Origin of the sequence: Thalassolituus sp. UBA2590 (assembly GCF_002339775.1) — a bacterium.
GTDB lineage: Bacteria > Pseudomonadota > Gammaproteobacteria > Pseudomonadales > Oceanobacteraceae > Thalassolituus.
The window spans coordinates 1-15,241 of sequence record NZ_DDKU01000116.1 but is presented as its reverse complement, the minus strand read 5'-3'; the positions used below and the strand labels follow the sequence as shown (position 1 = coordinate 15,241).

Genomic DNA, 15,241 nt, shown 5'->3' with positions numbered 1-15,241 from the left:
GGTTGAACCACAGTCGCTTGTTATTGCTGCTTTTACTTCCGGGCTTGCTCATGCCTGCTCTCCCTGCGCCTTGTGTGAATCCGGTGTGCTAATTAACGGTGCGGTTGGTTGTTGTATCTGCGTGATGCCCTGCTCGATGGCGCAGTTAAGGGCTTCGCTGAGTTTTTGTTCAAAGTCGTCTTGCATAGCGTATAGGTCGGTTAATTCCACAAAGGCCCAGCGGCCATATTTATTCAGCTGGTTCACACCCGGAATCCAGTAGCTGTCCATGGTAAGTTTTTTCTGTTTGGCGTCTTCACCGCGATAGCCTTTGACCTCAACAATCAGATTGAGGTAGTCCGGCACTTCGACCAGTTCGCCAGAGGCATCCGGTTGTTGTCGGATCTGGCCATCGTCGATCTTGAGAATAAAGTCCGGGATATAAATACGCTTGCTTCCACCCATTTCGTAGGGTACTTCAAAGCCCAGACTGTGGTTTTTTACATAGGCTTTCACTAGGTCGTGGCGCTCGACCATGCGGCACAGCTCGGCTTCCCAACCGCTGTCCAACACCACATAGTTGATATGACATTTGTCGGCGGCGGTTTCCCACAGGTCATCCTTACTGGTATTAAAGGCTATATGGGCAGTGCTACCAATCGGGTTATAAGGGTCTGTGACGGCTAACACCCTTCGTTCTTGCTGAAGACCGGTATGGACGATGCCAGCGATAATGCGCTCGCACGCCAGATCCAACAGCTCAGGATACCTCAGCTGAGCGGGGTAGGTATCACCAACACAGGTCAGGCATTCTTTCATCCACTGCTTTACCAGGCGTCGGGCATTCTTAAATAGGGTGTTCGTAGCTTGTTCGCCAGGCTTGATCAGTTTCTGTGTCAATGCGGCAGCCAGCTCAAAATTCAGGCTAGAAGGACGAATCTCTTTTAAGTGGCTTACGCTCAGTTCGGCTGTTTGACCCACGATTCCAGCCTGCTCCACGAGTGAAGGCCCGACAAGTTCTGGTGTGAGTTTGAGCTTATGGTCATCGTTAAATTCTGCTTTTAAACCAGTGTCAGGGATATCAATGCGATAGCCATCTACGCGCGGAAACTCTATGCTCAGGGCATCACGCTCAGGGGACATAGCCTTGATACGTGTAGTAGGTTTGGGGGGCTTAGGATTAGCTCTTACAGGCTGGCTGGCAAAGTCGAAGGGAATTCCTAGTACGTCGGCATATTCTGCATCGAACTTACCCTCTTCATTCAGTTGGTAACTTTGACGACGTAGCGCCCGGCCCATCACCTGTTCGCATAACAGTTGGGTGCCAAAGGCACGTACGCCCAGCACATGAGTGACGGTATTGGCGTCCCAGCCTTCGGTAAGCATAGAGACCGAGACGACACAGCGGATCGATTCACCGAGTTTGCCTTGCTGGCCAACAGTGTTCATCACTTCTCTTAGCAGGTCGGCTTCGGATATGTTATCGGCCTGTTTATGGTCGCCGGTACGTTCCAGAATCTCGCGGCGGAACAGCTCTATCTCTTTGCCTGCGGCTTTGCTGAAGTTGGCGTCTAGAGCGTCCCCTGATTCTAACTGGCCACTGTCGATAAGCAGAGTGCGGGGGCGGCCAAATGCGTTGCCGTTTTCATCATAATTTCGGAATAGCTCAAGCTTGCCCGGTACAACTTCAATATCGCCGTTGCTATTCTCTCGTTCAAATCCAGAAATGTAGTCGTACACCAGCTTTGAAGTCGTGGTGTTATTGCACACAATGATAAAACAAGGGGGGATCGGAATATTGGCATTTGCCCATATGTCGTAGGTAGCCTTGTAATGGCCGTACAAGGCATCGAGTGCGCCGTTTAAAAGTGTCGGCAACTTTTGCGGATCAAGCACACCGGCTTTGCCACGGCCTTTTTTCGGCATTTTGGTGCGAATGTGCTCCCAGAGTTCCCGATATTTTGGCAACTCGCCATCGGGAAGGTTGTCGGCAACCGGTACCCGAGGCAGTTTAACGATGCCGCATTCGATGGCATCCATCAGTGAGAAATCACTCATTGTCCACGGGAATAGAGTACCCTCGGAATAGCCAGAACCACGTAGGAAAAACGGTGTTGCTGACAGGTCGATTACTCGCACATCCTTGAAATGACGAGTTGCAGCTTCGATACCTGAGATCCACAAGCGCGCAGCTTCATTGTTCTCGTTAGCTTCAGCCTTGTCGTCGCCTTTCAACTCACCTTCTTCGTTTTCCGCGTCAGGGCGTTGGCGATAGCAATGGTGGGCCTCGTCATTGATCACCATGATGTGTTTCATGCCCATCAATGGTTTCAACACCCGGTTTAGCATCTGGCCTTCGGTTTCCAGAGTTTGTAGCTTATCGCCCCGACCTTGCAGAAACTCACGATTGCCCTTTGAGAGTTCGATTTTTTCTTTGAGTTTAAAAGCGTGATAGTTGGTTATGACTACACGAGCCTGCTGGATTTCCCGCATGAACTCTTTCGGCACCATATCCCGGGTTTCGTAGTAGTTTTCTGGGTCGTTAGGCAGCAGTACACGCAAGCGATCTCGAATGGTAATGCCGGGGGCAATAAGTAAAAAACCTTTAGTAAAGCGGGTACTGGTTGGATAACGCACTGCATTGATGGTTTGCCAGATAATCAGCAAGGCCATCACTGTGGTTTTGCCCGCACCTGTCGCCAGTTTCAGCGCAAGACGCAGTAAGCCAGGGTTTGAACCTTCGTTGGCATTTTTAAGATGGTCCAGGAAATACTTACCACGCACCGATGAACGAGGCGCTACTTCTGTTAACCAGATTGCTACTTCAGCCGCTTCGACCTGACAGAAAAATGGGCGAATGCCAGTGAAATGATCGCCACGCCAATGTTTAAGCAAGCGGGCGGTTTCAGCAGTAACTCCCCATTTATCTTCTGGCAGCAGACGCCAGGCATCAATCTCCTTACGAAGATCATTGATGAAGGGCATAGGATCGTAGCTGTCAGAATCAATAGCTGCTTCGAAGTTTAAAGAATCCTGGGATTTTGGTCCTTTCTGCCGCCTGGCTTTGGGAACCGGTGTGACATAGCTAGCAGACCGGCGGGTGTTAAGCTCTTTGACAGGCTGGCCGTTCTCATCGAGCTCCCAATGTCGGCTGGGATATTCATATGGGCTGTTGAGAATAGGTTTTTCGAAAAACTGCTGAGACACCGGACGTTCCTTTTGCCGATAGGGATACCAAATGATAGCTACATACTATGGTCGTCAAGATTACCATCATTGAGATAGGGCATACAGTTTAAGTGATATTGGTAATATCTATGATATGACTGGTTAAATATTGAACAAATCCGCCCGCGATACTGTCTCTGAAGGCATCTCGCCAAATAGCTTTTTATAATCCTGCCCGAACTGTCCCGGATGCCAGAAGCCCCAGTCTGCAGCGATTGAAGAAATAGGGCGCTCCTGATTTTCGGCCGCTAACAGCGAGCGACGGACCTGATTTAACCGTGCGGTTTTTAAGAACTTCAGTGGGCTGATACCCAGAATGCTTTCAAAGCTGTATTGCAGGGTGCGGCGGCTCGTATGTGTCAGTTCGCATAGCTCTGTGATGGTGAGCGGCGCATCCTGATTCATGTCCATCCAGGCTTTCACTTTGTCGACCACGGCTTTGCGGTGGGCGTAGCTGGTGGCCGGGCGTTTGGCCGGTGTTTCTTTCTTCAGAAGATCTAACAGGGTGCGCAGAATAAGATCGCGTTGCAGGCGTTGGTGAAGATCAGGCGTTTCTGGGTTGACCAGTTTTCCCAGTAGTTCACGTACGTGGGCAAGGTCTTGCTCAGGGATCGCCAGACGCGGGTGTTCGTGCAGTGATAACCCCTGAAGGTTGAGTTCATCATTTTCAGCCGCCGCCAGTAAAGCATCGGTGCGAATTACTAAGCCATAAATGTCGAAGTCATCTGGTGTGACCAGTTCGAAATCGCAGGCGCCCGGGCGGCACATGATCTGGTTGCTATCGACGCTCAAACCATTGATCCGGCAATCTGCTGGATCGGACGAAATTCCCAACCAGATAGCATCCGGCCAGACGTTGCATTGTTGCCGCAGCGCCTGGCTGGTGTGTTCTTTAAAGACCTGCATACCTTCTAAGGCAATTTCATCTATTCGCCCATAGAAGTGCCCGCCGGACAGTTGATCGTATTCCTGCTGCCAGTTGGTGAGATTACGAGCGTGAAGGTCAGCATCACACGCTTCACTAGTATTCGTTGAGTGCAGGGGCTCTGTGCTCTGAGTCAGTGCATCGAGTGTCTGGTGTTGGTGCATATTCTGCTCTCCTGCTCGGTAACGGTACTGCGCTCGTCCGTTATTAAGGCTGTCATGGTCTTTGTTACAGTCATCCTAACCAGCGGCAGGGCCCGTATCATCGGCTTTTCAGCGATTCTGAAAAACTTTGCCGAAATTCGATAGGTCGCTGGAATATCTCTCGCTCAGTTCCTTCGTAAGACACAGCAACAAGTGTTCCTTTCTGATTAAAAGCGGACGGGAAGCGAAGGAAATTTATGAAATACAGCTACACAGCCGGTCAGCAGACCTGGCACTTTGAGAATCTTGCTGACGTGATGGCGAAGGCCACACCGGCGCGAAGCGGAGACCGCCTTGCGGGTGTGATTGCGCGCTCAGCAGAAGAGCGGGTGATTGCTCAGATGGTTCTTGCTGATGTCCCGCTCAAGCAGTTCCTGAATGAAGCGTTGGTACCGTACGAAGACGATGAAGTGACCCGTCTGATTATCGACGAGCACGATGCTCAATCATTCTCGGCGATCTCCCATCTCACCGTCGGCGATTTTCGTAATTGGTTGTTAAGCGATATGGCTACACCTGACGTGTTAGAAGGTGTACGTGCGGGCATTACGCCCGAGATGGCCGCGGCGGTTTCGAAGATTATGCGCAATCAGGATCTGATTCTGGTCGCTAAAAAATGCCATGTGAAAACCGCTTTCCGTAATACCATTGGTTTGCCTGGGCATTTATCGACCCGCCTGCAGCCGAATCATCCTACCGATGATGTGAATGGCATCGCTGCCAGTATCCTCGACGGTCTTTTATACGGTAATGGCGATGCCGTGATTGGAATTAACCCCGCCACCGATAACGTCGCACAGGCGATTAAGTTGATGAAGCTGATGGACGAAGTGATCAGCAAATACGAGATTCCTACTCAGTCCTGTGTACTCACCCATGTAACTAATACCATCGAATGCATAGAAGCCGGTGCGCCGGTCGATCTGGTATTTCAGTCGATTGGCGGTACCGAGGCGACCAACTCTTCCTTCGGTTTTAACATTGCGACATTGGCCGAGGCACAGGATGCGGCACTGAGTTTAAAGCGCGGTACCGTTGGTAATAACGTTATGTATTTTGAAACCGGGCAGGGCAGTTCGCTTTCGGCCAACGCCCATCATGGATTGGATCAGCAGACTTGCGAAGTCCGTGCTTATGCCGTTGCGCGTAAATTTAACCCGTTGCTCATCAATACCGTGGTTGGCTTTATTGGCCCGGAATATTTATTCGACGGCAAAGAAATTATCCGCGCCGGTCTGGAAGATCATTTCTGCGCAAAATTACTTGGCCTTCCGATGGGCTGTGATGTCTGTTACACCAACCATGCCGAAGCTGACCAGAATGATATGGACAATCTGCTGACCTTATTAGGGGTCGCCGGTTGTTCGTTTGTGATGGGTATTCCTGGCTCTGACGACATCATGCTGAATTATCAGACCACCTCTTTCCACGATGCACTTTATGCCCGCCGAGTGTTGGGCAGCCAGCCTGCGCCCGAGTTTGCGCAATGGCTCTCGCGTATGCAGATCATGGGCGATGCTTTTGTATTAAACGACGCTTTACCTGAAGCGTTTGCCCGCTCGCTCAATTCATTGCCGCCTAATTCAAAGTCAACGGCTTCTGGTCAGCACTGAGGGGATGACGATGAAAAATAGTTCAACTGGTGTTGTAGAGAATCCGTGGCGTCGTCTGCGTGAATTTACCGATGCACGTATCGGCTTAGGGCGTGCCGGTGTCAGTCTGCCGACCAAAGAATTACTCGAGTTTCAGTTGTCCCATGCCCGTGCCCGTGATGCAGTGCATTTTCCGCTGAATTGCGATGGGCTGATGACAGCCATTGAAGATTCTGAGGTTATCAATTGCCGTGTCGGCGATATCCACCGTGTGCACAGTCGTGCTTCTGATCGTATGGAATACCTTCAGCGTCCGGATCTGGGCCGCCGCCTGAATGAACACTCCCGGGCCCTTCTTTCTCAAGATAGCACCAAGGAACATGAGGTAAGCAGCGAATACGACCTGGGGATTGTGATTGTCGATGGCTTGTCGTCGTTAGCGGTGCAACAGAATGTGGTGCCGTTTCTGGAGACATTATTGCCGCAGTTAAAAGACTACTCGCTGGCACCCATCACCATTGTCGAGCAGGGCCGGGTAGCTGTTGGGGATGAAGTCGGTGAGCTGCTGAATGCCCGCTGCGTGATCGTACTTATTGGTGAACGTCCGGGGCTCAGCTCTCCCGACAGCCTCGGCCTCTATCTGACGTATGCCCCCCACGTTGGCCTCACCGATGCAGCACGCAACTGTATTTCAAATATTCGCCCCGCGGGGTTGCCTTACTCAGAAGCCGCACGACGCACTCAGTATCTTCTGGATGAATCCCGTCAGCTGAAACTGTCTGGTGTGAACTTAAAAGACCGAACTCAGGATGACGTTATTGAAACGGTATCCGGCAATAAGAACTTTTTAATTTCGTGATTTTAAAAAACTGAATTGCAAATCAACTTTTAAACCAACTTTAAATTATCTGAAAAACGGAGAGACCATTATGTCTGAACCTAAAGTTAATCAGGAGTATCTGGCCCAGCGCCAGTTAAAACGCGGTACTGCCGGCTGGATTCTGCTTGCAGGTCTTGGCGTATCCTATGTTATTTCCGGCGATTTCGCTGGCTGGAACTTTGGCCTGGCGGAAGCCGGCTGGGGTGGTTTTGCCATTGCCGCGGTGCTGATGGCAATCATGTACTTCACACTGGTGTTGTCGCTGGCCGAAATGTCGGCGGCGATTCCTGCGGCAGGCGGTGGTTATTCGTTTGCACGTCAGGCGATGGGGCCAGCGGGCGGTTATTTAACGGGCCTTGCGGTACTGATTGAATATGCGCTGGCACCTGCAGCGATTGTGATCTTCATCGGCTCGGCCTTTGAAGAACTCACCGGGTTAAACGGCCCTCTGGTTTATGCCGGGTTTTATCTGGTATTTATCGGTATCCATCTGGCCGGTGTCGGTGAAGCCTTAAAAGTCATGATGGTGATCAGTGCTCTCGCAGTATTCGCGATTCTTGCGACAGCGGTTGCCTTAATTGGCGATTTCGACGCCAGTCGTCTGTTTGATATTGCGCCGACGGCAGCAGCCGGTGCGTCAGAAGTCCTGCCATTTGGTTGGTACGGTGTTTGGGCGGCGCTGCCGTTTGCTATGTGGTTGTTCCTGGCGGTTGAGGGTGTCCCTCTGGCGGCAGAAGAATCTAAGAACCCAGCGAAAGATGTTCCGAAAGGTATTATCGGTGCCATGGTGTTCCTGCTGTTTACTGCACTCCTGGTTGTGGTTCTGCTTGCAGGCGCAGCGGGTGCTGAAGCTATGGGTGGCAGTGCGGTGCCATTGGTTGATGCGCTTAAGGTAACGGGTAATGAAAATCTGGCGACTGCGGTTAACGTGCTGGGTCTGGCGGGTCTGATCGCGTCGTTCTTCTCGATCATCTATGGGTACAGTCGTCTGGTGTTTGCGTTGTCTCGTGCCGGTTACCTGCCTAAGTCACTGTCTGTAACCAGCGAGCGTAAAGTGCCGTCACGTGCCTTAATCGTACCGGGTGTTCTGGGCTTTCTGGCTTCCTTGAGTGGCGAAGGCGATCTGATGCTTGCCATGGCGGTCGTTGGTGCCACTGTGTCTTATGCCCTGATGGCACTGAGCCATATCCTGCTGCGTGTACGCCAGCCAGATATGCCACGCCCGTATAAAACACCGGGTGGTGTGGTGACTTCTGGTATTGCGCTGGTGCTGTCTCTGATTGCTCTGACCGGTGTGTACGCTTTCGATCCACGTGCTTTCTTCTTCACGGTCGTGCTCTTTGTGATCGGTGCAGCCTACTTCTTCGGCTATAGCCGTAACCATCTTGTTGCTAAGACAGCCGCAGAAGAGTTCGCCATGCTGGAAGCCGCGGAACACGAGCTGGATGATGATTCAGACGCAACGGCGGCCATGGCGACTCCGAAAGCCGCTTCATAAAGTAGTGCCTCAAGTAGTATCTTAAGTTGTACTTTAGGGTTAACCCGCGGCGCTCTGTTACTTCGGTGACAGAGCGCTTTTTTATGGGGGTCGTATGTGTCTGGTTTGCCCTGAAAGCATGCCTGAATTGCATATAAAGGCTGGCCTTCGTACCATGCCGGTTTACACGATTGAGCCTCTTTGCCTTGTCTACCACACAGCCCACTTCTCAGGTGAATGCCCACCTGACGTCTGAACAGCAAGCCGTCGTTGCCCATAAGCAGGGGCATGCACGTGTGATCGCTGTGGCCGGGGCAGGGAAGACATCGACACTGACGCATTTTATTCAGGCGCGTCTGCACGATGGCGTACCAGCGCGGCGCATGCTGGTGCTGATGTACAACAAAGCGGCGCAGGAAGATTTTCAAAAGCGCCTGATATCACTTGTCAGTGGTCAGCCGCTTCCCCAGATTCGTACATTCCACTCATTGGGTCTGAAAATTTATGATCGCCTGATCACTATGGGGGCACTGCCACAGTGGCAGGGTAAGGTCCTGTCAGACGGAGAGACCGAGAATATTGTCTGGCGCTTGCTGCAGGAAATAGCAGACGATGATACGCGTCAGGATATTCTTTCCCAGCGGCGCAAGTGGGTAGAACCCGCGATCGCATTTCTTGATCTGGTTAAGTCAGGGCTATTGCCCGCGGCCGATGTTCTGGAAACCCTCGATTACCCACCAGAGTGCCGGATCTTCACTGAACTCTTTTACCGCTTTGAAGACTGGCGCCGGTCGAATTACCGCATCAGTTACTCTGACATGCTGTACGACCCTGTGATGTGCTTACGATCGCATCCTGAGCTGGCAGATCACTTTGGCGGGCACATGCAGTGGATACTGGTCGACGAGTATCAGGACATCAATGATGTTCAGCAGGCGCTTCTTCATATGCTCTGGGGTGGGCGCGGAAATGTCGTCGTGATCGGTGACCCAGATCAGACGATTTATGAGTTCCGTGGCTCAAAACCCGAATTTATCGTAAGCCGGTTTGCTCAGGAATTTGGCGATGTGACGACGTATCAGTTGCCTCATACCTTCCGCTACGGCCATGCCCTCAGTTTCTGTGCTAATCACTTGATTTACCACAATCGCGAGCGCGAAGCAGTCACGGGTCTGTCGCATTCGACGACGCCCGAGACGCGGGTAAAACTGCACCGGGTACGGAATGAAGCTGCTTTCAGTATTAAGTTAATCCGGGATGCCATTGAGCAGGATGAGAACGCAGAGATTGTCGTTATCCACCGTATCTGGTCGTTGTCGGCGGCATTGGAGCTTGGTCTTCTCAAGGAAGATATTCCTTATCACCTGGATCACAGTCGTTCGGTTCTTGAGGCCTGGGAATTACGCATTTTCTGGTTATTACTGGAGATTGCGTCCGGACGTTTTGCAGAGCGTTCAGTCCGCAGTCGGGAAGACAGTTGGCTGCACATACTGACGACGCCTTTTCCAAAAGTAAGACGAGCACTCCTGGAACGTATTGCTCAGAAAATGGGCGCTGTGACTCATGGTTACGGCGAAGCCTTGATTGAGGCGCTTCCGGACGATCTGAGCAAATGGCAGATACAACAACTTGAAACGCGTGCGCAGATTATTTCAGCCGCAGAACTGACCAATATGAAGGGTTGGCGGCTGCTGAAAGATTATGCAGAGCAGACTGAGCTGGAAGAGGGCATTCGCGATAATGCCTTCAGTGCACAGCAGAGCGATGATCGCATAGAGACCATTCGCGCCTTCATGAGTTACGCTCGTACGACCGACCTCAGCGCCAGTGAATTATCGGAACACTGGCGTGCACTGCTGCAGAAAGTAAAAGCGCAGAAAAACCACTCAGATCAGAGAGTCACCCTGACCAGTGCGCACAAAAGCAAGGGTAGGGAGTGGGATACTGTGATTATCCCGGGCCTGAATGGCCAGTACTTCCCGTACCATCCTGAGGGGGAGTTCACCACAGCAGCCGATGTCGCCAGTGAACGCAGACTTCTCTATGTCAGCATGACCCGGGCGCGGAAGCAGCTGCATCTGTTAGCGCCGGATACGCCCGAGAAACCTCTGCGTGAGTGTTCAGAGCGTGAGATGCCGAGTACCTTTGAGCGTGAACTGGGTGTTTCACGATCGAAAGACTTGCTCGAGGCAATAGCCCGGGGAGACAGTACCTACGTTCTCCGCGGTCAGGACGGCTATCAACCACAATGGCTGGGGACGTACCTTGCGCACCTCGGCGCCGGGGATCTTGAAGTACGTTTTGAAGTACCCGCTTCGTCGACTGTCGGGCAGGTTAAACGCCCGGGCGGTGTGATCGACAGCAAATTCAATGATGATAAAAAGTTGACCAGAATTGTGCATGACACCCTGGGGACAGGAATTGTTATCAGTGAGGACAGCGATTACCTCAAAGTCCGTTTTGACAGTGATTCCAGGGTGCGAACACTCTCAAGAAATGCCGTCATGGACAAAATCCGCTTGCTGTGACGGTTTTCCTCAGCGCGTGGCTTGTTATACTGGGGCCACATTCAGCCCAGTCGGGCAAACAATTACGGGAAACACTATGACCATCGAACAAAAGAAAGTCGTTACTATTCACTATAAAGTCACTGACGTTGCCAGCAACGAAGTGATCGACTCTTCAGAAGGTGGTCAGCCAATGACGTACCTGCACGGTGCGCAGAACATCATTCCAGGCCTGGAAGCTGCGCTGGAAGGCAAGCAGGTGGGTGACGAGCTCGACGTAACCATCGCGCCTGAAGATGCTTATGGCGAATACAGCGATGAGCGTATCCAGAAAGTACCGCACGAAGCTTTCCAGGGTGTTGAGAAAGTAGAGCCGGGCATGGCGTTCACTGCACAGACCGAACACGGCCCAATCAACCTGATCGTAACTGAAGTTGACGAAACTGAAGTGACTGTTGATGCAAACCACCCGCTGGCAGGTAAGTCACTGGCGTTCTCTGTAAAAGTTGAGAGCATCCGTGAAGCGAGCGAAGAAGAACTGCAACACGGCCACGTGCACGGTGAAGGCGGCGTTCAGCACTGATCTCCGGTATGACAGAGCAGGCCAGGCGCTGGTCTGCTCTTCGCTAACTTCTCATCCCTCTGTCAAAGCCGACAAATTCAGACCCTCCCGCCTTATTTACCAATACTGTACATCTCACTGCACACCACTGGTGCGCCCCTCTGAAATACCAGTAATCATGCACCATTCGTCAGCATTAATTTGTACATCAATCTTGATCTGAGTCGTATTTTCTCTGTAAGAACTGCGACCTCCTGCGCCACCGGATTGAAGGTTTAACAGGCTGTGATAAATTAAAAGTCAGACGGCAGAAACAACCTGGAGATTTGTTAGTACAACGGCAACTTTTCAGGAATTAGGCTGTCTTCAAGCATGCCCTGTTCAACAGGTTGAACATCTGGAGGAAATGCAAATGAGAAAAGGCAAAATAGCGGCGTATCGTCGCAAGTCAATGGTATACGGTGGTCTTCTTGGTGCCGCCTTTGGCGTTGTAATCGGCAGCATGGTGGGCGCGTCCCTTGAAGCTGCACTGACAGGCTTCTTCGGTGGTCTGATCCTGGGAGAGATGATTACGTACGGTCGTACCTTTCCGGTACATCATCACCCTCACCAGTCAAAAAAATAAGAATTCTGCGCAGCGGTCTTGGGCAGGCTGCTGCGCCTGTTATTATGTTCTGTCACTGACCATACAGGACGAGTTACCTGCGCATGCCCGTCGCTCCGGATCTTCCCGAGAAATACTACCTCGATAACTTTCATTTTGTTCTCAGTCATGTCGCGCATCTTTACGCAGACATTATTAACGAGGACGAGCGTACCTTTTACGACGATTTTATTGGGTTGTCGGAAACTGCAAAGTGTCTTTATGTTCGCTTGCTCAGTCGCCGTGGGGACTGGTTCAGGCGTGACAAACTGGCGTACGCAGAAATCCCCGATATCACTGCCGCAGCAGTCGAATTACAGAGTCAGCGTTTTCTCGAAATCTATGACCTTCAGTCGGGCGGATTGCCCCAGGAAGATGACTGGCTGAATCTGTTCACACGTCAGGAACTGGCCACGGCTATACAGACGTCTATCGGTCAGAAAGTGCCAGCGTCGCTGCGCAAGCAAGAGTTGCTGACACGCTTCGAGGAAAACAGCGAGAAGCTCGTTGCCGGTCTGCCTGACACGGAGATTTATTGCGTTTACGGAGAGCAGGAGCTGGACTCCTTCCGGCTGCTTTTTTTTGGCAACCTTTATCAGGACTTTACGGAATTTGTACTGCGGGATCTGGGGATTTACCGATACGAATCATACAACCTCAACGCTGCCAGTCGTTGGTGCCATCAACGTAGTGACCTTGAAGCACACCGGCTTTATTACGCTTTGCGTGAAGAGGCCGGAGACCTGAAAGATCACAGCGCAGAAAGCTTGTGCCGGATCGCCGACAGCTTGCCGGCATCCGAAGAGCCCACTCTTCGGCGACGACGTCATCGCTTTCTGGTCGATATCGGACGCCAGGTAGAACGGCTGGGGTATTCTGATGACGCTCTCACTATCTATGAGCGCAGCATGCGTCACCCGGCCCGGGAGCGCCGGCTCAGGATATTAGTTGCGCAAGGGCAGCAGGAAGACGCTGATAAGCTGGCCTTCGCCATGGCGAAGGCTCCCTTCAACGAAGAAGAGCACCAGTTTTTACTTTCATTTGTGCCGCGAAAAATGAAGCACAACCATGAACTGTGTCAGCGTCTTGCACAGCGGGTGTCGAGCCCCGTAGAAGACGTTATTACTATGCCGGCTGAAACACGATTATCGCTTGGTGTTGAGCGCGCAGTGGCTGCTGCATTTGAATCGGAGAACCCCGGTGACCGGCTGGTGTACTGCGAAAATCTGTTAATTCCGGGGATGTTCGGCCTGATTTTCTGGTCGGCTATCTATGCTGAAGTCCCTGGTGCGTTTTTCCACCCATTCCAGATCCGGCCATCAGACCTTTATGAAGCGGACTTCGTGACATTGCGCCAGAAAGAGTTTGATGTCTGCTGGCAGGCATTAGAATCCGCTGACAGTCTTTTAGAGAGAGCTTCAGAAACCTATCAGCAGAAGCAGGGCATCGCGAATCCGTTTGTGCATTGGGCGGTGCTGACCGAAGACCTGATTCGTTTGTCTGTTGAGCGCATTCCTGTGGCCGTGTGGCAGGGTGTATTTCGTTTTATGCTGCAAGATCTCAGACAGCATAAAGCCGGCTTGCCAGACCTGATCCGATTCCCCGCGAGTGAGGGCTTCGAATTATTGGAGGTAAAAGGGCCGGGAGACACCTTACAGAAAAATCAGAAAGTCTGGTTCGCCGAGTTCGAACGCTTAGGCATTCCAGCCAGGGTGATTCGTGTAAAAGACGACCCCACCATTATGGGGGGGGCGGTCTGACTGACGCAGAGCAAGGAGAGGAAAGTCCAGAAGACTGACTCCCGGACTGACTCCCAGGTCAGGCGGCTTTAACGCCCTGACTGATGGCGATATTCAGTGCAGTCACAATCGACTCCAGACTGGCTGCCAGTGTGTCGCTGTCCTGAGCTGCTGCTGTGAAGCGCTGCCCTTGCAGGCTGATCTGAACAAACGCCATTGCCTGCGCGTCTGAGCCTTCGCCAAGGGATACCTCTTCAAACTGCACAACCTGAAGATCTATTCCGGTCATTTTGTGCAGTGCATCACCAAAGGCACTGATACTGCCGCTGCCTTTACCGTGCAGAGTGATCAGATTCTGACCGTCATTCAAAGTCGCCTGAATCGTATGGTGCAGGCTGTCATGCTCGGTCTGATAACCCGACAGTTCGTAGTGACCGCCCCGAGGCATAAAGGCCTGACGGAAAATGGCGACAATCTCATCACCGCTCAGTTCACGAGCTTCGCGCTCCGATGCTGACTGAATGTGCTGCGCCAGTTCAATCTGCATCCAGCGTGGCAGAGTCACACCTAACGCCTGTTCGACAATATAGCTGGCGCCGCCCTTACCTGACTGGCTATTCACACGGATAACCGACTGATAGGTACGGCCAATGTCCTGTGGATCAATCGGCAGATAGGCAACATCCCAGTGCTCTTCCTCGCTCTGCTGCGCAAGACACTTACGGATAGCGTCCTGGTGGCTTCCCGAGAAGGCCGTATAAACCAGCTCTCCCAACCACGGGTGGCGAGGGTGCGTTTTAATGTTCGTGCATTCTTCGACGGTCGCAATGATGTCATCAGCAATACTGATATCCAGTTCGGGATCGATGCCCTGACTGTAGAGGTTCATGGCCATCGTCACTATGTCCATGTTGCCTGTGCGCTCGCCGTTGCCGAGGAGCGTCCCTTCGATGCGGTCGGCGCCTGCCAGTAAGGCAAGTTCTGCTGCGGCGACGGCACATCCACGGTCATTGTGGGTGTGAATGCTCACGGTAATGCTGTCACGCTTATCGACATTGCGGCAGAACCATTCAACCTGATCAGCAAAGACGTTCGGCATGGCAGACTCTACCGTGGCCGGCAGGTTGATGATGGTTTTGTTTTCTGGCGTTGGCTGCCAGACATCGATCACGGCGTTACACACTTCTGTGGCAAATTCGACTTCGGTGCTTGAGAAGCTTTCCGGTGAGTACTGGAACACCCACTCTGTTTCAGGGAATTTCTTTGATTCTTCCATCACCTTCGTTGCACCTTTGCGGGCGATGTCGATGATGCCACTTTTCTCGAGCCCGAAGACTTTGTTGCGCTGCACGGGCGAGGTGGAGTTATAGACGTGCACCACAGCCCGGCGTACGCCGCGCAATGCTTCGTAGGTGCGTTCAATCAGTTCATCGCGTGCCTGTACCAGTACCTGAACAGTGACATCTTCTGGTATCTGGCGGGCCTCGATCAGCCAGCGGGCGAAGT

10 protein-coding genes are annotated in these 15,241 nt (G+C 52.1%); 7 read left to right on the top strand and 3 right to left on the bottom strand.

The window, feature by feature from the left end; genetic code table 11:
* Positions 1 to 48 precede the first annotated feature (48 nt).
* Both B2067_RS10300 and B2067_RS10295 read right to left on the bottom strand, forming a co-directional pair.
* Positions 49 to 3,186: a BPTD_3080 family restriction endonuclease gene (locus tag B2067_RS10300; RefSeq protein ID WP_301388373.1), complete on the bottom strand. Its 3,138-nt coding sequence runs from the start codon at positions 3,184 to 3,186 to the stop codon at positions 49 to 51.
* A 123-nt stretch (positions 3,187 to 3,309) separates the two neighbouring features.
* On the bottom strand, positions 3,310 to 4,296 hold the full coding sequence (locus tag B2067_RS10295; protein WP_297533779.1) for a helix-turn-helix domain-containing protein: 987 nt from the start codon (positions 4,294 to 4,296) through the stop codon (positions 3,310 to 3,312).
* A 236-nt stretch (positions 4,297 to 4,532) separates the two neighbouring features.
* Between B2067_RS10295 and B2067_RS10290 the strand changes: the two genes are divergently transcribed.
* From B2067_RS10290 to B2067_RS10260, 7 genes are all read left to right on the top strand, one after another.
* The gene (locus tag B2067_RS10290; RefSeq protein WP_297533780.1) at positions 4,533 to 5,948 is read left to right on the top strand and encodes an ethanolamine ammonia-lyase subunit EutB; all 1,416 of its coding nucleotides are present in this window, start codon (positions 4,533 to 4,535) and stop codon (positions 5,946 to 5,948) included.
* Between the two features lie 4 nt (positions 5,949 to 5,952).
* Entirely contained in the window at positions 5,953 to 6,786 is an 834-nt protein-coding gene (eutC, locus tag B2067_RS10285) for an ethanolamine ammonia-lyase subunit EutC (protein WP_297533781.1), read from the top strand.
* 70 nt (positions 6,787 to 6,856) lie between these two features.
* Positions 6,857 to 8,305: an ethanolamine permease gene (gene eat / locus B2067_RS10280; RefSeq protein WP_297533782.1), complete on the top strand. Its 1,449-nt coding sequence runs from the start codon at positions 6,857 to 6,859 to the stop codon at positions 8,303 to 8,305.
* 170 nt (positions 8,306 to 8,475) lie between these two features.
* Complete coding sequence (locus tag B2067_RS10275; protein ID WP_301388372.1) at positions 8,476 to 10,812, top strand: ATP-dependent helicase; 2,337 nt, start codon at positions 8,476 to 8,478, stop codon at positions 10,810 to 10,812.
* 76 nt (positions 10,813 to 10,888) lie between these two features.
* Complete coding sequence (locus tag B2067_RS10270) at positions 10,889 to 11,374, top strand: FKBP-type peptidyl-prolyl cis-trans isomerase (protein ID WP_068435523.1); 486 nt, start codon at positions 10,889 to 10,891, stop codon at positions 11,372 to 11,374.
* Between the two features lie 391 nt (positions 11,375 to 11,765).
* A complete protein-coding gene (locus B2067_RS10265; protein ID WP_068435522.1) occupies positions 11,766 to 11,978 on the top strand; it encodes a glycine zipper family protein in 213 nt (70 codons plus the stop codon).
* Between the two features lie 83 nt (positions 11,979 to 12,061).
* Positions 12,062 to 13,756 (top strand): VRR-NUC domain-containing protein, encoded by a 1,695-nt coding sequence (locus B2067_RS10260; RefSeq protein WP_301388370.1) that lies wholly within the window; start codon positions 12,062 to 12,064, stop codon positions 13,754 to 13,756.
* Between the two features lie 58 nt (positions 13,757 to 13,814).
* On the opposite strand, the gene B2067_RS10255 is transcribed toward B2067_RS10260, so the two are convergent.
* Positions 13,815 to 15,241, bottom strand: a 1,427-nt coding sequence (locus B2067_RS10255) for a 2-isopropylmalate synthase (RefSeq protein ID WP_301388369.1), incomplete at its 5' end; no start/stop codon positions are given.